This is a genomic window from Stenotrophomonas sp. GSD10, from assembly GCF_056172695.1.
Window position 1 is genome coordinate 33,936 of sequence record NZ_JAOCMC010000002.1, and the last position, 15,947, is coordinate 49,882.

15 protein-coding genes and 1 pseudogene are annotated in these 15,947 nt (G+C 67.3%); 8 read left to right on the top strand and 8 right to left on the bottom strand.

Annotated features, from left to right (window positions below; all coding sequences use genetic code 11):
- The first annotated feature begins 382 nt into the window (after nucleotides 1-382).
- Nucleotides 383-637, top strand: a complete 255-nt coding sequence (locus tag N4G47_RS00260; RefSeq protein WP_475284464.1) for a hypothetical protein — start codon at nucleotides 383-385, stop codon at nucleotides 635-637.
- 115 nt (nucleotides 638-752) lie between these two features.
- On the opposite strand, the gene N4G47_RS00265 is transcribed toward N4G47_RS00260, so the two are convergent.
- Genes N4G47_RS00265 through N4G47_RS00280 form a run of 4 tightly spaced genes read right to left on the bottom strand, consistent with a single transcriptional unit; the run spans nucleotide 753 to nucleotide 4,996 of the window.
- On the bottom strand, nucleotides 753-1,724 hold the full coding sequence (locus tag N4G47_RS00265; RefSeq protein ID WP_475284466.1) for a bile acid:sodium symporter family protein: 972 nt from the start codon (nucleotides 1,722-1,724) through the stop codon (nucleotides 753-755).
- A gap of 27 nt (nucleotides 1,725-1,751) precedes the next feature.
- Nucleotides 1,752-2,252 (bottom strand): protein tyrosine phosphatase family protein, encoded by a 501-nt coding sequence (locus N4G47_RS00270; RefSeq protein WP_475284468.1) that lies wholly within the window; start codon nucleotides 2,250-2,252, stop codon nucleotides 1,752-1,754.
- Between the two features lie 27 nt (nucleotides 2,253-2,279).
- On the bottom strand, nucleotides 2,280-4,019 hold the full coding sequence (gene dnaG / locus N4G47_RS00275; RefSeq protein ID WP_475284470.1) for a DNA primase: 1,740 nt from the start codon (nucleotides 4,017-4,019) through the stop codon (nucleotides 2,280-2,282).
- Between the two features lie 59 nt (nucleotides 4,020-4,078).
- Nucleotides 4,079-4,996 (bottom strand): YihY/virulence factor BrkB family protein, encoded by a 918-nt coding sequence (locus N4G47_RS00280; protein WP_475284472.1) that lies wholly within the window; start codon nucleotides 4,994-4,996, stop codon nucleotides 4,079-4,081.
- A 211-nt stretch (nucleotides 4,997-5,207) separates the two neighbouring features.
- On the opposite strand from N4G47_RS00280, the gene N4G47_RS00285 reads away from it, so the two are divergent.
- Nucleotides 5,208-6,146 carry a hypothetical protein gene (locus N4G47_RS00285; RefSeq protein WP_295576486.1) on the top strand — a complete coding sequence of 313 codons (939 nt, stop codon included), beginning with the start codon at nucleotides 5,208-5,210 and terminating at the stop codon, nucleotides 6,144-6,146.
- 78 nt (nucleotides 6,147-6,224) lie between these two features.
- Here the strand turns inward: N4G47_RS00285 and N4G47_RS00290 are convergent, their stop codons facing one another.
- Both N4G47_RS00290 and rpsU read right to left on the bottom strand, forming a co-directional pair.
- On the bottom strand, nucleotides 6,225-6,671 hold the full coding sequence (locus N4G47_RS00290; protein WP_475284474.1) for a GatB/YqeY domain-containing protein: 447 nt from the start codon (nucleotides 6,669-6,671) through the stop codon (nucleotides 6,225-6,227).
- A 132-nt stretch (nucleotides 6,672-6,803) separates the two neighbouring features.
- Nucleotides 6,804-7,019 (bottom strand): 30S ribosomal protein S21, encoded by a 216-nt coding sequence (gene rpsU, locus N4G47_RS00295; RefSeq protein ID WP_002808376.1) that lies wholly within the window; start codon nucleotides 7,017-7,019, stop codon nucleotides 6,804-6,806.
- Between the two features lie 166 nt (nucleotides 7,020-7,185).
- On the opposite strand from rpsU, the gene tsaD reads away from it, so the two are divergent.
- Nucleotides 7,186-8,211, top strand: a complete 1,026-nt coding sequence (gene tsaD / locus N4G47_RS00300) for a tRNA (adenosine(37)-N6)-threonylcarbamoyltransferase complex transferase subunit TsaD (protein WP_475284476.1) — start codon at nucleotides 7,186-7,188, stop codon at nucleotides 8,209-8,211.
- Nucleotides 8,212-8,317: 106 nt separating this feature from the next.
- Here the strand turns inward: tsaD and N4G47_RS00305 are convergent, their stop codons facing one another.
- On the bottom strand, nucleotides 8,318-8,977 hold the full coding sequence (locus N4G47_RS00305; protein WP_475284478.1) for a hypothetical protein: 660 nt from the start codon (nucleotides 8,975-8,977) through the stop codon (nucleotides 8,318-8,320).
- Nucleotides 8,978-9,339: 362 nt separating this feature from the next.
- Between N4G47_RS00305 and folB the strand changes: the two genes are divergently transcribed.
- The 4 genes from folB to N4G47_RS00325 all read left to right on the top strand — a co-directional run bounded on the left by folB (nucleotide 9,340) and on the right by N4G47_RS00325 (nucleotide 14,042).
- On the top strand, nucleotides 9,340-9,693 hold the full coding sequence (gene folB, locus N4G47_RS00310) for a dihydroneopterin aldolase (protein WP_049465349.1): 354 nt from the start codon (nucleotides 9,340-9,342) through the stop codon (nucleotides 9,691-9,693).
- 87 nt (nucleotides 9,694-9,780) lie between these two features.
- Nucleotides 9,781-11,052 carry a mechanosensitive ion channel family protein gene (locus N4G47_RS00315; protein WP_475284480.1) on the top strand — a complete coding sequence of 424 codons (1,272 nt, stop codon included), beginning with the start codon at nucleotides 9,781-9,783 and terminating at the stop codon, nucleotides 11,050-11,052.
- 128 nt (nucleotides 11,053-11,180) lie between these two features.
- On the top strand, nucleotides 11,181-13,355 hold the full coding sequence (locus N4G47_RS00320) for a glycoside hydrolase family 3 N-terminal domain-containing protein (protein WP_475284482.1): 2,175 nt from the start codon (nucleotides 11,181-11,183) through the stop codon (nucleotides 13,353-13,355).
- A gap of 144 nt (nucleotides 13,356-13,499) precedes the next feature.
- Nucleotides 13,500-14,042 carry a hypothetical protein gene (locus N4G47_RS00325; RefSeq protein ID WP_475284484.1) on the top strand — a complete coding sequence of 181 codons (543 nt, stop codon included), beginning with the start codon at nucleotides 13,500-13,502 and terminating at the stop codon, nucleotides 14,040-14,042.
- 64 nt (nucleotides 14,043-14,106) lie between these two features.
- Here N4G47_RS00325 and N4G47_RS00330 read toward each other — a convergent pair.
- Nucleotides 14,107-15,275, bottom strand: a pseudogene (locus N4G47_RS00330) (PQQ-dependent sugar dehydrogenase).
- A gap of 167 nt (nucleotides 15,276-15,442) precedes the next feature.
- Here N4G47_RS00330 and yiaA point away from each other — a divergent pair.
- Nucleotides 15,443-15,895 carry an inner membrane protein YiaA gene (gene yiaA, locus N4G47_RS00335; RefSeq protein ID WP_475284486.1) on the top strand — a complete coding sequence of 151 codons (453 nt, stop codon included), beginning with the start codon at nucleotides 15,443-15,445 and terminating at the stop codon, nucleotides 15,893-15,895.
- Nucleotides 15,896-15,947: the final 52 nt, after the last annotated feature.

A 15,947-nucleotide genomic window follows, 5' to 3' on the forward strand; every position in this document is an offset into this window, starting at 1 on the left:
CCCTGCAGATGGCAATGCAGGATAAGGATTCGACTATGGGAAGGTTGTCCGCCGGCGTGGGCAGCTACCGCATCGTGCGATTGGCGGACCTGGACGCACCTGAAGAGGTGAAGCGTCAGCTTCGTGCTGACATCGCGCGATCCGAAGGGGTGGTGCGGGTTGCGGAGGGCAGTATCCCGACGCAGGCCCAGATGCTTGCGGCCCTGCCTCGACGTCACCGCTCGGCATCGGAACTGCGCCAGCGCCTGCCGCAGCCTCCCAGCGCGCTGCTGGCCAGCCCCTTGGGGCCGGCAGAATTGATTGGCATGGAGCCCAGTGGCGTGCTGGAGGGAGGGACGTCCTCGGGCCTCAGTCGCTTCTACCGGCTGGGGGTGTCGGCATCGTGGAGTTCAGCGAGAACAACTTCCTCGCTGCGGGCACGCACATCGAAGCCATCGCCGAGGCGCAGAACACCACGGTCAACGGCGTACTTGCGCAGCTGAGGAAGCGTGCTGATGGCGTTGGCCACACCCGGGTGGAGCTTGCCTGGACGGGCCGCAGCAAGACCTACAGTCTGGTGGCCACGGGTGAAAAGGGTAGCGACGTGGAGCGTAACGCGCGGTTGCTGCACGACATCGCAGCGGCCATCGTGGATTAGTGGCGGAACGGGGAGCATCCACGCATGGCGGTACATCAGCCGAGCATCGGCTCGGCTCTACAGTAGATCCACGCCATGCGTGGATGGCGTTTTCGGCAACAACCCGCGCGCCCGATCAGGGCGCGCGCTTTGCATACCGCTGCGCGATCACGCCGCAGACGATCAGCTGGATCTGGTGATAGATCATCACCGGCAGCACGATCGCGCCGAGGCTGCCGCCGGCAAACAGCACCTTGGCGATCGGCACGCCGGTGGCCAGGCTCTTCTTCGAGCCGCAGAACACGATGGCGATCTCGTCCTCGCGGTTGAAGCGCAGGCGGCGGGCGATGAAGGTGATCAGGGGCATGGCGATGCCCAGCAGCACCGCGGCCACGATCGCCACCGCGAACAGCGACAACAACGGCGTCTTGCTCCACAGCCCTTCGGTGACCGCTTCGCCGAACGCCGAGTACACCACCAGCAGGATGGTGGCCTGATCGGTATAGCGCAGCAGCGCGCGCTGCTTTTCCACCCAACCGGCGATCCACGGCCGCAGCAGATGGCCGGCCACGAACGGCACCAGCAGCTGCAGCATGATGCCGCCGATGGCATGCAGCGGGTCGTGCACGCCGCCGGAGGTACCGGCCAGCGCGGTCAGCAGCAGGGGTGTGAGGAACACACCGAGGATGCTCGACAGCGAGGCGCTGCACACGGCCGCAGGCACGTTGCCGCGCGCCATCGAGGTGAAGGCGATGGAGGACTGCACGGTGGACGGCAGCGTGCACAGGAACAGCACGCCCAGGTACAGCTCCGGGGTCAGCAGCCAGCCCGACAGCGGCTTGAACAGCAGCCCCAGCAGCGGGAACAGGATGAAGGTGCAGGCCAGGATGGTCAGGTGCAGCCGCCAGTGCAGCATGCCGCCGATGATCGATTCGCGCGGCAGGCGCGCGCCGTGCAGGAAGAACAGCGCGGCGATGGCCACCGTGGTGACGTCGTCGAGGACGATGGCGGCAGCGCCCTTCATCGGCAGCAGCGAGGCCAGCCCGACGGTGCACAGCAGGGCGAGGGTGAAGTTGTCCGGTCGCAGGCGCGACCACCAGCGGGTCATGGGGGCGGACTCCTTGGTGCGGGTGATTCAGGGCGAGGTGACCGGCGTGGCCAGGCGCTGGCGGGTGGCGGCTTCCAGCGACTTCAGGCCGGCACGCTGGCCGAGCTGCAGCGCCTGTTCGGGGCTGGCCTGTTCGTAGCGTGCGTTGACCAGGCCGAGCACGGCGCCGGCGCGGTTGCCGGAGGCGCAGTGCAGCAGCACCGGCCCCTGGCTCTGCCGCAGGGCCAGGTGCACGGCACGCACGTTGGCCGCGTCCAGGCCCTCGGCGCCGGCCACTGGAATGCGCACGTAGCGCAGGCCCAGCGATTCGGCGACGCCGGTTTCGTCGAAGCCACGGTCCTCGCCGGGCTGGCGCAGGTCGATCACGGTGCGCACGCCCTGCGCGGCAAGCTCGCGCAGCTGCACGGCGCTGGGCTGGCCGCCGGCATACAGGCCAGGGCGGACTTCGTTGAGCGCCGCGTCTTCGGCCAGCGCGGCCAGCGGCAGGCAGAGCGACAACAACAGCAGGCAGGTCAGGCGCAGCGGCATGGTCTTCTCCGTGAAAACGTCCTGCCGCTACAGGCGCAGTCCGGCGCGGGCCTTCAGCAGCTCGCGCAGTTCGTACTTGTCAGTATCGTCCAGGCCCTGCTGGCGCTGCTTTGCCAACAACTCCTCCAGACGTTGCACCAGCAGCTGTTTCTCCAGCTGGGCCACGGCATCGTGCAGTTCCTGGGTCCACATTGCCTCGTCGCCCGGCATCGTCTGCGCGGCCAGGGTATGCAGGGAGGCCTGTTCTTCGCGGCCGTCGAAATGCTCCAGCAGCGCGCCGGTGCTGATGTCCGGGCGCTGTTCGACCAGCCCCAGCAGCTCCAGCAGCAGTTCCACGCCGGGCAGGCGCAGGCCCTGGAAGTGGTGCTTGCCGCCCAGGGTCAGCGCCAGCGAAGGCTGCTGCAGCAGTACGGCAATCGCACCACGCACCAGGCTGCGCTTGGCCACCGGTTGGATCGAACGCGCCGGCGGCCGTTGCGGCATCGGCGAACGTGCCGCCTGGGCATTGCCGCCGAGGCCGGTCAGCTGCCCCAGCTGCTGCTTCATCAGATCGCCGAAGGCGCCATCGGGAATCTGCGCCAGCATCGGCTTTGCGCGTTCGGCCAGGCGGGCCTTGCCGTCCAGCGTGCCCAGGTTGATCTCGCGGGTCAGCTCGTCGAAGAAGAACTGCGACAGCGGCGTGGCCTGCTTCAGGCGCTCGTTGAACGCCTCGGCGCCTTCCTTGCGCACGATGGTGTCCGGGTCTTCGCCATCGGGCAGGAACAGGAAGAACGCCTGGCGGCCATCCTTCATGCGCGGCAGCACCGATTCCAATGCCTTCCAGCCGGCGCGGCGGCCGGCGGCGTCGCCGTCGAAACAGAAGAACACGTCCGGCGCGTTGCGGAACAGCAGCTCGGCATGGTCCGGCGTGGTCGCGGTGCCCAGCGTCGCCACCGCCTGGGTGACGCCGAACTGGAACAGCGAGACCACGTCCATGTAGCCCTCGACCACGATCAAGCGCTCGATCTTCTGGTTGGCCTGGCGCACCTGCCACAGGCCGTACAGTTCGCGGCCCTTGTGGAACAGCGCGGTCTCGGGCGAGTTGAGGTACTTGGGGCCGTCGTCCTTCTCGAACACGCGGCCACCGAAGGCGATCACCCGGCCACGGCGGTCGAAGATCGGGAACATCACCCGGTCGCGGAACTTGTCGTAGACGTGGCCGCGATCGTTCTTGGAGAACAGGCCGGCACGGTCGAGCAGCTTCATGCGCCGCTCGTCCTTGCCCAGTGCATCGCGCAGGCCGCTGTAGCCATCCGGCGCATAGCCGATCTGGAAGCGGGCGCGGTTGTCCTCGTCGACGCCACGGCCATCGAGATAGCTGCGTGCCTTGTCACTGCCTTCCAGGTTCTTCTGGAAGAACCTGGTGGCCGCATCCAGCGCCGAGTAAAGCTCGCGGCTGTCGTCCTGCTGCTGCGGGCTGCGCGGGTTCTCGTTGCGCGGTACTTCCATGCCGGCGCGCTTGGCCAGCTCATCCACCGCATCGAGGAACTCGAGGCGGTCGTAGTTCATCAGGAAGCTGATTGCGGTGCCGTGCGCGCCGCAACCGAAGCAGTGATAGAACTGCTTGGTGGGCGAGACCGTGAACGAGGCCGAGCGCTCGTCATGGAACGGGCAGCGCGCCGCGTACTCCTTGCCCTGGCGCTTCAACGGCACGCGGCTGCCCACCACCTCGACGATGTCGGTGCGGGCCAGCAGGTCGTCGATGAAAGCGTCGGGGATACGGGCCATGGGCAACAGGGCAGGGCGCAGCCGGCAGGCCGCGCAGAAGGGAAGGCAGGTTCCCTAGTCTACTCGCTGGTGGCCGCCGGGCCCGCTTCTTCGCTGGTGTCCCCGCCCTTGGCCAGCTGGGCCCGTGCATACAGGCGTTCGTCGATCACCGCGGTCATCAGTGCGCCGACGAAGAACACCGCGGTGGCGTAGTAGATCCAGACCAGCGAGATCACCAGCGCGCCCATCGAGCCGTAGGCGCTGCCCGGGGCCACGGTGGCGATGTAGACGCCGATGCCATAGCGGCCCAGTGCGAACAGTACCGAGGTGATGGCGCCGCCGATGAAGGCCTGGCGCCAGGCCACGCGGCGGTCGGGCAGGTAGTGGTAGAGGAAGGCGAAGGCCAGCGTGTACAGCAGCAGTGAGGTGAGGTAGCCGATCGCCGGCAGCACCGAGGGCAGCTGTGCGAACACCACCTGCAGCGCGGTGGTGGCGGTCATCGACAGGATCAGCAGGAAGCCCAGCGCCAGCACCACGCCGAAGGAGAACACGCGCTTGCGCAGCCAGGCCTTGATGCCATCCAGACGCTGCCCGCTGGTGTGGAAGATGCGGTTCAGTGCGTTCTGCAGCTGGGCGAACACCGCGGTGGCACCGACAAACAGCAGCAGCGTGCTCCACAGCCCGGCCAGCGAACCCATGCTGGGCTGGCTGTTGGCGTTGTGCAGCACGGTGTCGGCGACGCTGGCCACGCTGCTGCCGGCCACCGAGCCGATCTGGCCGATCAGTGCCTGCTGTGCCGGCGGGTACAGCGAAGCGGTCAGCCACAGCAGCAGCACCAGCAGCGGGGCCATCGACAGCAGGGCGTAGAAGGAGACCGAGGCGGCCTGGGTCAGCACGTCGATCTCGACGAAGCGCTTGGCCACGGCCATCGGGAAGCTGTCCTGCAGCTTTCCCAGGCGTGATCGGACGGCAGGCAGAAGGGCGTGGGGATGCGGCATCGAAGCAGAAGAAGGCAGGTGGATGATGCTTTTTCTAGCAAATCAGGGTGTTGGGTTGGGTGAAGTGCCTATTCAGACGTTGTGCCGTACAGCGTCCGCGCTATCCTTCTGCCCGACCGTGGGTGCGCAGGGGGCTGCCGCCACGGTATCCGCGGCCGGCTGCCGCTGCGCAGGGCCGCGACATTCCAATTTCTCTGCAAAAGGACGCGTTATGAAAGGGATGGTCTACACCACGATGGTGTTGCTGGCGACGGTGAGTGGCTCGGCGGCCGCCGCCTCGGCTGCCTGCGAGAAGGCATTCAAGACGGTAGGGGATCCGCGCAACGGCGCGATGTACATGGCCGATGTGACGGTGCCGGGGCTGAAGGTGCAGAGCGCACTGGACCAGCTGCGGCAGATCGGTGCCGAGGACCAGTTCGAGATCGGCGGCCAGCTGGTGGAAGGCAACACCGGCAACCAGTACCTGATCCAGACCAAGGGCCTGCGTACGCCGCTGGTGCTGATCGGTACCGCCGACCACACCGGCCGGGTGACCCTGGCGACCAAGCTGGCGCGTGGCCAGACGATCGGGCAGGACGAGGCGCGGCAGTCGATGTGCGCGATGCTGGACAAGCTGAAGGGCGGCAGCCAGGGTGAGGCGCTTGCCGCTGCCGCGCGCGCGAAGCAGCCGATGCCTGCGCTGGAAGACGTGGCCGCCCCGGACCTGTCCAAGAAGATGGGCAAGGAAGTGCGCAGCACGATGGCCGCCTACAATGCCGCCGGCAGCTTCAAGGACCTGATGCTGGGTACCACCACCAACAAGGAAGACCTGGGCGATCGTTCGGCTACCTTCCTGCCGCTGTATGCGAAGTACATCGGCCGCCGGTACCGCATCGACGGGCAGATCTATACCGTCAACCGGAACAGCTACTCCACCCGCCCGGGCGAGGTGGGATCGATCAACTACCTGGTGACGCCGGAACGCGGCCTGCTGCGGATCCGCCAGAACGACACCTTCAACAACAACAACTACACCATCCGCTGCGAGTTCGCGCCGGACCAGGCGGCCAACTTCAGCGTGCTGCGCGAGCGTGACTGGGCCAAGCTGGAAGGTGAGGTCAGTTCGATCGAAGGCAGCTCGATGACCCTGCGCAACTGCCGCCAGGCGTAAGCGGCAGCGCCCCTGCCTGCAGCAATGACAAGGCCCGCATAGCGCGGGCCTTGTCGTGTGCAGCAGGCGGTGCGGTGGTCAGCCGGCCAGGGCCTGCTTGACCAGCTTGGACACCAGGCCCATGTCGGCCTGACCGGCCAGCTTGGGCTTCAGTGCGCCCATCAGCTTGCCCATGTCGGCCGCGCCGGTGGCGCCGGTTTCGGCGATGGCAGCCTGGATGGCGGCCACGATCTCGGCTTCGCCCATCTTGGCCGGCAGGTAGGCTTCGATGACCACGATCTCGGCACGCTCGATCTCGGCCAGGTCTTCGCGCTGGGCCGCTTCGTACTGGCTGACCGAGTCCTTGCGCTGCTTGACCATCTTGTCGAGCACGGCGATCACCGCGGTGTCATCCAGCTCGATGCGCTCGTCCACTTCGCGCTGCTTGATGGCGGCGTTGATCAGGCGGATCACGCCCAGCTTGTGCTTCTCGCCCGCCTTCATGGCGGCCTTCATGTCGTCGGTGAGCTGCTGCTTCATGCTCATGAGGAACCTCGTGGTGGTGGTGGGGCGGGGCGGATGCCCGGGCCCGGAAACGCAAAAGCCGGCGACGCTCGCGCGTGCCGGCTTCGGCTTCACCGCGGAAGGACAAGCCTGCCGCAATGAAGATGCGTCCGATCAGTACAGGCGCTGACGCTTGGTGACGTCGCGCGACGAGCGGCGCAGCTGACGCTTCACAGCAGCGGCGGCCTTGCGCTTGCGCTCCTGGGTCGGCTTTTCGTAGAACTCGCGCTTGCGGGTTTCGGCCAGCACACCGGCCTTTTCGCAAGTGCGCTTGAAGCGGCGAAGAGCAAACTCGAAGGGCTCGTTCTCGCGGACTTTGACGCTGGGCATGGAATCTCCGGGACACAGTAGAACCGGGTCACGCCCGGCGAGCCGCACATTATAGCGGCGAATAGACAAACTGCAAGCGGCCAACCCTGAATACGGGCCGGAAGTTCGAAAGCAGTGAGATCTGCACATCCCCCGAGGGGGCGGCAGGGGCGTCATAATAGCAGGCATGCGAGTCCTTGGCATCGAATCTTCCTGTGATGAGACCGGCGTGGCGGTGTATGACACCGATCTGTCCGGCAGCGCGGCCCTGCGCGCCCATGCGGTCTACAGCCAGATCGCGCTGCACGCCGAGTACGGCGGTGTGGTGCCCGAACTGGCCAGCCGCGACCACGTCCGCAAGCTGCTGCCGCTGGTGCGCCAGACCCTGGCCGAAGCGGGCCTGGGTGTGGACGACATCGACGGAGTGGCCTACACGGCCGGCCCCGGCCTGGTCGGCGCCCTGCTGGTGGGTGCCGGCGTGGCCCGTTCGCTGGCCTGGGCGCTGGAGGTGCCGGCGGTGGGGGTCCACCATATGGAAGGCCATCTGCTGGCCCCGCTGATGGAAGATGACCCGCCGCAGGCGCCGTTCGTGGCACTGCTGGTCTCAGGCGGCCACACCCAGCTGGTGGCGGTCGATGCCATCGGCCAGTACCGCCTGCTGGGCGAAACCCTGGACGACGCGGCTGGCGAAGCCTTCGACAAGACCGCCAAGCTGATGGGCCTGCCGTACCCGGGCGGCCCGCAGCTGGCCAAGCTGGCCGAGCAGGGCACGCCGGGCGCGTACCGCTTTGCACGGCCGATGACCGACCGCCCGGGGCTGGATTTCAGCTTCTCCGGCCTGAAGACCCAGGTCCTGATGGCCTGGCGCGACAGCGACCAGAGCGAACAGACCCGCGCTGACATCGCGCGTGGCTTTGAAGATGCGGTGGTCGAGACCCTGTCGATCAAGTGCGAACGCGCGCTGGAAGCGGCCGGGACCAATGTGATCGTGGTGGCCGGCGGTGTCGGCGCCAACAAGCGCCTGCGCGCGCGCCTGCAGCAGATGGCCGAGCGTCTTGGTGGCCGTGCCTGCTTCCCGCGGCCGGCGCTGTGCACCGACAACGGCGCGATGATCGCCTTCGCCGGCGCGCTGCGCCTGCAGGCCGGCCAGCACAGCCCACCGAAGGTGGATGTGACCCCGCGCTGGGACATGGCGACCCTGCCGGCGGCGTAATCCGCTGTCTGTAGCGTCGAGCTTGCTCGCCGGGGTTGGTCGTAGCAACAACAGTCGAGCAAGCTCGACTCTACAAAGGCGGTGAGGCAGTCGAGCAAGCTCGACGCTACGGGCGGGCACCCAACGGCGACGCCGCCAACACCGTCGTCGCCCGCTCGTGCCGCTGCAGCCACCCCAGCGTATGCGGGCAGCGTGCATGGATCAGCCGCCCGATCGCGGCCAGGTCTGCGCCGATGTCGCGCTCCAGGATGGGTTCGTGGTGGGCGATGCGGTTGCGCAGGTGCCGGATGCGTCCAATGTCTGCGTGGATGGCTTTCCTGATGACACTGGGATGCGCCGAAGGCGCATGACGTAGAACCCCGCCGAGTGCAGGTATCCACAATGTGGCGTCGAAGCGGCAGGTGAAGAGCTGCTGCCAGAAGACCATCGGCAGGTTGGCGACGACTTCGGAGGCCTCTGTTGCGCGGCTGGCGACTTGCTCCAGCGCGATTCTCGCCGAGGTGGATGAAGCGGCGGGCAGCCTGCGCCGCAAGGCTTCATTCCACGGCCATCGCGGGCCGTGCTGTCGGGCCAGGACCGACGCCGCTGCGTTGCGAATGACCACTTCGCACAGATGCACCGGCATCATGAGTGCACCGCACATCCGCATGTTCCACACGTACAGGCATTCGGCAGTGACGTCAGCGCTGCAGGTTGATGCGATTCTCTCGTAGGTCGACAGTCGCTCCGCCGACAACGCGCGCCTCAATGCATCGTATGCAGCCATGGTGATGTGTGGTGAGGGAGGGAAGCGGGATGTTGCCGAGGGGCCGAGCCGGCCACCATCAGGAAACATCCTTGTGTACGTGGGCTGTTTCCCGCGTTTCAGCCGGGGCGGGAACACGGATCTGCGTTGTCGTGATTGGCCTTGACCCGCCGGTTGGTCACTGACTAGTCTGGGCACCTGCGCCACCGGGACTCGCGGCTTGAGAAAGCTCCCCCGGGGACAAACGGTAGTACCAAAGGGCCCCGCTAGCAGGGCCCTTTGTCTTTTCCGGGCCGCCCCATGCGGAACGCCCACCGTCCGTTCCGGGCAGGGTCACCGCCGTGCCGTTACCATGGCCGCCTGTATTGGCGCTGGTAACCGCAATGGACAAGGTTTTCATCGAGGGGCTGACGATCGACGCCCTGATCGGTATCTACGATTGGGAACGACGGATCCGCCAGGACCTGGTGTTCGATCTGGAAATGGGCTTCGACAACCGTCGCCCTGCGGCTACCGACGACATCGCCCACACCCTGAACTACAAGGCGGTGAGCAAGCGCCTGGAACAGTTCGTGCGCGAATCGGAATTCGGCCTGGTCGAAACCCTGGCCGAGCGCTGCGCGCAGATCGTGCTGGACGAATTCGAGGTGAAGTGGCTGCGCCTGAAGCTGAGCAAGCCCGGTGCGGTGCGCGGCGCGCGTGCGGTGGGCGTGATCATCGAGCGCACGCGCGACTGACCCGGTAAATCCGGCCGTCGGCCGGAAACCCGGTAGTGCCGGCCGCCGGCCGGCAACCTCATCAGCAATAAAACAAGGAGACAACCGATGGTGGACGCGGTGGTGGCGGTACAGTGGCTGGAAACGCTGCAGAACACACTGGAACCCTATCCTGGCGCCTACCTGGCGTTGATGATCACGGCGCTGCTGATCGCCGCCGGCCTGGCCAACTGGGTCACCAAGCGCGTCCTGCTGCGCGGGCTGCGGCGCCTGCTCAGCCGCCTGCCGGGCGCCGACACCGGCCGCGGCAGCCATCTGATGCGGGTGATCTCGCGCCTGTCCAATGTGGTGCCCAGCCAGGTGATCGCCTCGGGTATCCGCATCGTGCCGGACCTGCCGCCGGGGCTGGTCAGCTTCATCATCGGCGCCTGCCAGGCCTGGGCGATCCTGACCGTGGTGCTGGCGATCTCGCATGCGCTGGATGCGGCCAACGACCTGTACGAACGTCGCCCCGAAGCACGCAACAAGCCGATCAAGGGCTACCTGCAGGTCGCCAAGATCGTCATCTTCGTGATCGCCGGCCTGTCGATCGTTGCCACCCTGGCCGGTGTCGACCTGCGCTATCTGGTCACCGGCCTGGGCGCTGCCACCGCGGTGCTGATGCTGATCTTCCAGGACACCATCCTGTCGCTGGTGGCCAGCGTGCAGATCAGCGGCGATGGCCGCGTGCGCATCGGCGACTGGATCGAGATGCCCAGCCAGAACGCTGATGGCGATGTCATCGACATCGCGCTGCACACCGTTACCGTGCAGAACTTCGACAAGACCATCACCACCATCCCGACCAAGAAGCTGGTGACGGAGTCGTTCAAGAACTGGCGCGGCATGCAGGAAGCCGGTGGCCGCCGCATCAAGCGCGCGCTGTACCTGGACCAGCACAGCGTCGGTTTCCTGGACGAGGGCGACCTGGCCTTCCTCGGCCAGTTCGCGCTGCTGGGCGACTACCTGCGTGAGAAGGAACAGGAGCTGGGGCAGTGGAACGGGCGCCTGCGCGAGCAGGGCGTGGCCGAGGTCAACAGCCGCCGGGTGACCAACCTGGGCACCTTCCGCGCCTATGTGGAGCGCTACCTGCGCAGCCATCCGGGCATCCATACCGACATGACCCTGCTGGTAAGGCAGCTGCAGCCGACCACCGAGGGCCTGCCGCTGGAGCTGTACTGCTTCACCCGCAGCACCGCCTGGGGCGAGTACGAGGCGGTGCAGTCGGACATCTTCGACCACCTGCTGGCAATCCTGCCGGCCTTCGGGCTGCGGGTGTTCCAGGCCTCCAGCGATGCCATGTTGATGGCCGGGCAGCGCCAGTTGGCCGGCTCGGAGTAAGCTGCGAGGCCTCCGGCCGGACCGTACGGATCCGGCTGGAGGTTGAAACTGAACGACGAAACCTCTCGCCAAATGGCTCCGGATCGCTAGAATGCCGGGCTTGTAAACGTTTTCATCAAGGACTGCTGGTGGCCTCCGATCGCATCGAATCCCTCATTGCCCAGATGACCGTCGAGGAAAAGGTCGGCCAGCTGGGTGTCTTCGCGGACATGGTCCGCCCGTTCGCCCCGGACGTGAACCCGGAAGCCAACGTGCGCAATGCCGACCAGGTGCTGCAGCAGGTGCGCGAGGGCAAGGTCGGCTCGCTGTTCAATGGCGTGGGCGCCGAACTGGGCCGTCGCATCCAGCAGGTCGCCACCGAGGAAAGCCGGCTGGGCATCCCGGTGATCCTGGCCGCTGACGTCATCCACGGCATGCGCACCGTGTTCCCGATTCCGCTGGGCGAGGCCGCCAGCTTCGAACCGGACCTGGCCGAGCGCACCGCGCGCGCCACCGCCATCGAAGCCACCGCCGCCGGCCTGCACTGGACCTATGCGCCGGCCGTGGACATCGCCCGCGACCAGCGCTGGGGCCGCGGCGCCGAAGGTGCCGGTGAAGACGTGGTGCTGGGCTGCGCGTTCGCCGCCGCCCGCGTGCGCGGCTTCCAGGGCAGCGACCTGCGCGCCGCCGATTCGCTGCTGGCCACGCCCAAGCACTTCGCTGCCTATGGCGCGGTGATGGCCGGCATGGAATACAACATGGTGGACATCTCGCCGCAGACCCTGCGCGACGTGCACCTGCCGCCGTTCAAGGCCGCCTTCGACGCCGGCGCGATCACCGTGATGTCCTCGTTCAACGACATCAACGGCGTGCCGGCCAGCGCCAATGCCGAACTGCTGACCGACATCCTGCGCGGTGAGTGGAAGTTCCCGGGCGTGGTGATCTCCGATTACACCGCCGACATGGAACTGGTCGCGCACGGCTATGCCGCTGACGATCGCGATGCCACCGCCAAGGCGTTCACCGCCGGCCTGGACCTGAGCATGCAGAGCGGCTTCTATGCCGAGCACCTGCCGGGCCTGGTCGAGAGCGGCGAAGTGCCGATGGCGGTGCTGGATGAAGGCGTGCGCCGCATCCTGTGGCTGAAGGAAACCATTGGTCTGTTCGACGACCCGTACCGTTCGCTGGACCCGGCGCGCGAAGCCGATACCTCGCACCTCGCCGCGCATGACGCACTGTCGCGCGATGCTGCACGCCGTTCGATCGTGCTGCTGAACAACCGCGACAACGTGCTGCCGTTGCAGAAGAGCGGGCAGAAGATCGCGCTGATCGGCCCGTTCGTGCAGGACCGCGAGAACATCGAAGGCTGCTGGACGCTGTTCGGCGACAAGCAGCGCTATGTGGACCTGGAAACCGGCGTGCGCGCGGCCATCGGTGATGAAGCGCTGCTGGAGATCGTGCCGGGTTGCGAACTGGAAACCGCCATTGCGGGCGGCACCGAAGCGGCCGTGGCCGCCGCGCTGCGCGCCGACGTGGTGGTGCTGGCGTTGGGCGAGCCGCAGCGCTACAGCGGTGAGGCGCAGTCGCGCGTGGAGATCACCCTGCCGCCGGCGCAGCAGGCGCTGGCCGAGGCGGTGGCGATGACCGGCAAGCCGCTGGTGGTGCTGCTGCGCAACGGTCGCGCGCTGGCGCTGCAGGGCGCGGTGCGCAACGCGCACGCGGTGGCCGTCACCTGGTACCTGGGCACGCAGACCGGCCACGCCGTGGCCGATGTGCTGTTCGGTGATTACAGCCCGTCCGGGCGCCTGCCGGTCAGTTTCCCGCAGGTGTCCGGCCAGCAGCCGTACTTCTACAACCACCCGCGCACCGGCCGCCCGGAACTGCCGACCATGTCGGAGTTCAAGGCACGCTGGCGCGAGATCCCGAACGAGCCGCTGTACCCGTTCGGTCATGGCATCGGCTACACCACCTTCGCCTACGGCGTACCGCAGCTGAGTGCGGCCCAGCTTGGCTGGGATGACACCCTGACCCTCACCACCACGCTGACCAACCGCGGCGATGTGGCCGGCGAGGAAGTGGTGCAGCTGTACATCCACGACCGTGTGGCCAGCCGCGTGCGTCCGGTGCGTGAACTGAAGGACTTCCGCAAGGTGGCGCTGCAGCCGGGCGAGTCCACCGAGGTGGTGTTCACCCTGACCCGCGAGCAGCTGGCCTTCACCGGCCGCGATGGCGTGCTGCGTGCCGAGCCGGGTGTGTTCGACGTGTGGGTGTGCGCCTCGTCGGCCGCCGGTGAAGCGGTGCAGTTCGAGCTGCTGAAGGGCTGATTGCGCGCTCATCCACGCATGGCGTGGATCTACAGCAAGCGGTAGCGCCGGGCCATGCCCGGCGTTGCTGCGCTCACACTGCACGAACACGCTGGGCGTGGCCCGGCGCTACCATCGGGCTCCCTGATTCCATGGAGCGCGCGCATGCGCCGGATGGCTTGTCTGATTCCCGCCCTGATGCTGGCCGCCTGTTCGCAGCCGGCACCGCCGGCCGCGCCTGCTGCGGATGCGCCGCCGCCGATGGAGGCCAGTGCCGCGGCAACGCCTGCAGCACCTGCCGCTGAACCCGCGACCTCCACACCTGCCGCGCCCGCAGTGGAGGCGCCTGCCGAAGATGCACGCGCGCGCATCGACGCCGTACTCGGCGATGCCGCGCAGTACGAGAAGGTGTTCAACGCCTTCAAGACCGCCGTGGTCGGCGGCGATCGCGCCGCCGTCGTCGAGCAGGTGCGCTTCCCGCTGAACATCGCCGATGGGAAGAAGATCACCGGCCCGGGTGAGTTCCAGCGCAACTACGAGAAGATCATCACCCCGGCCGTGGTCAAGGCAGTGTCCGAACAGGACTTTGGCAAGGTCTTCGCCAACCAGCAGGGCGTGATGATCGGTGATGGCCGGGTATGGCTGAACGGGACGTGCCTGGACCAGGCCTGCACGAAGACCGAAGTGAAGGTCATCACCATCCAATGAATGCAGACGGCCCCGCGTGCGGGGCCGTTGCGGAGAAACGTGCCGGCCAGCGGCCGGCGCGACCTCAGGCCTTCGGTGTCAGCTTCAGCAGGCGCGCCTTGCTGCCGTCTTCCAGCAGCCACAGCGCGCCGTCCGGGCCCTGTTCCACTTCGCGGATGCGCTCGCCCATGTTGAAGCGTTCGGCTTCGCGCGCGCTGTCGCCGTCGAAGGCCACGCGCACCAGCGAGGTCGACGACAGGCCGCCGATGAAGCCGCTGCCCTTCCACTGCGGGAACAGCGTGCCGCTGTAGATCACGAAGCCGGCTGGTGAGATCACCGGCGTCCAGGTCACCTTCGGTGCAGCAAATTCCGGGCGGGTGCTGTGGTCGGGAATCGGGCGACCGTCGTAGTGGTCGCCGTTGGAGACGATCGGGTAGCCGTAGTTGGCGCCGCGCACGATCAGGTTCAGTTCGTCGCCGCCGGCCGGGCCCATCTCATGCGCCCACAGCTTGCCGTTGGCATCGAAGGCCATGCCGAGGATGTTGCGGTGGCCCAGCGACCAGACCTGCGCGGCCACGCCGCCCTGCGAGGCGAACGGGTTGTCGGCCGGCAGGCTGCCATCGTCGTTGAGGCGCACGATCTTGCCGAGGTTGCCGCCCATGTCCTGCGCCGGATCGAACTTCTGCCGTTCGCTGGAGCTGATCCACAGCTTGCCGTCCGGGCCGAAGGCGAGGCGATGGCCGTAGTGGCCCTCACCGCTCACCTTGGGGCTCTGCCGCCAGATCACCTTCACGTCCTTGAGCTGGCCAGCGCCGCTTGCATCCAGCGCCAGCGTCGCGCGGGCCACGGCCGCACCGCGGGTGTCCAGCGTGCCTTCCTCGGCATAGCTGAGGTAAACGACATGATTCCGGGCGAAGTCGGGGTGCAGGATGATGTCGCCAAAGCCCCCTGACCACCGTAGGCGACCTTGGGAACGCCGGTGATCTCGTGCTTCTGGCCGCTGGCCAGATCCAGGTGCTGCAGCGTGCCGCGCTTCTCGGTGACCAGCAGGCTGCCGTCAGGCAGGAAGGTCATCGCCCACGGCTGGTCGAAACGGCTGACTTCGGTGGCGGTGAACGGGCGCTGGTCGGTGGCGGCGGAGGCTGCGGGCGCGGCGGCCTGGGCTCCGTTGGCGGCCGGGTCGGCCGCGTTGCAGGCGGAAGTGGCGAGGATCGGCACCAGGCCGAGGGCGAGCAGCAGGGAGGTGCGGGTCATGGGTATCTCCAGGGCGGGGATGCGGATGGCCGGGCTGTCCCTTGTACACCACCCGGCGTGTGACCGTCGTGGCCCGAAGGTCCTGCGCCCCCTGTGCGACGACGGCCGGATCGACTAGGGTGGGCACGCCCGGGCAAAGCACGCCCGCCTGCCTGCAAGGATCCGCAATGAACACTGCCATGCCGCACAAGCCGTCCACCGCCTTCATCGCCGCCTCCTGGGTTGCCCTGCTGCTGGGCGCGGCGGCCTACCTGATCGGCCTGTTCAACGCCGCGATGGCGCTCAACGAGAAGGGCTACTACCTGACCCTGCTGCTGTTCGGCCTGTTCGCAGCGGTATCGCTGCAGAAGAGCGTGCGCGACCGCGTCGAGGGCATTCCGGTGAGCGCCCTGTACTACGCGCTGTGCTGGTTCGCGCTGCTGTCAGCGCTGATGCTGCTGCTGGTCGGGTTGTGGAACGCCACCCTGGCACCGAGCGAGAAGGGCTTCTACGGCATGGCCTACGCGCTGTCGCTGTTCGGCGCGGTGGCGGTGCAGAAGAACACCCGCGACCTGATCGCCGCAGGTGGTGGTGAGGCCAAGCGCAGCGCGGTCGTGCCGCCGCTGCCGGAACAGGAGTGATCCTGTAGAGCCGAGCCCGCGCTCGGCTCTCCTGCCGCATCTGTAGCGTCGA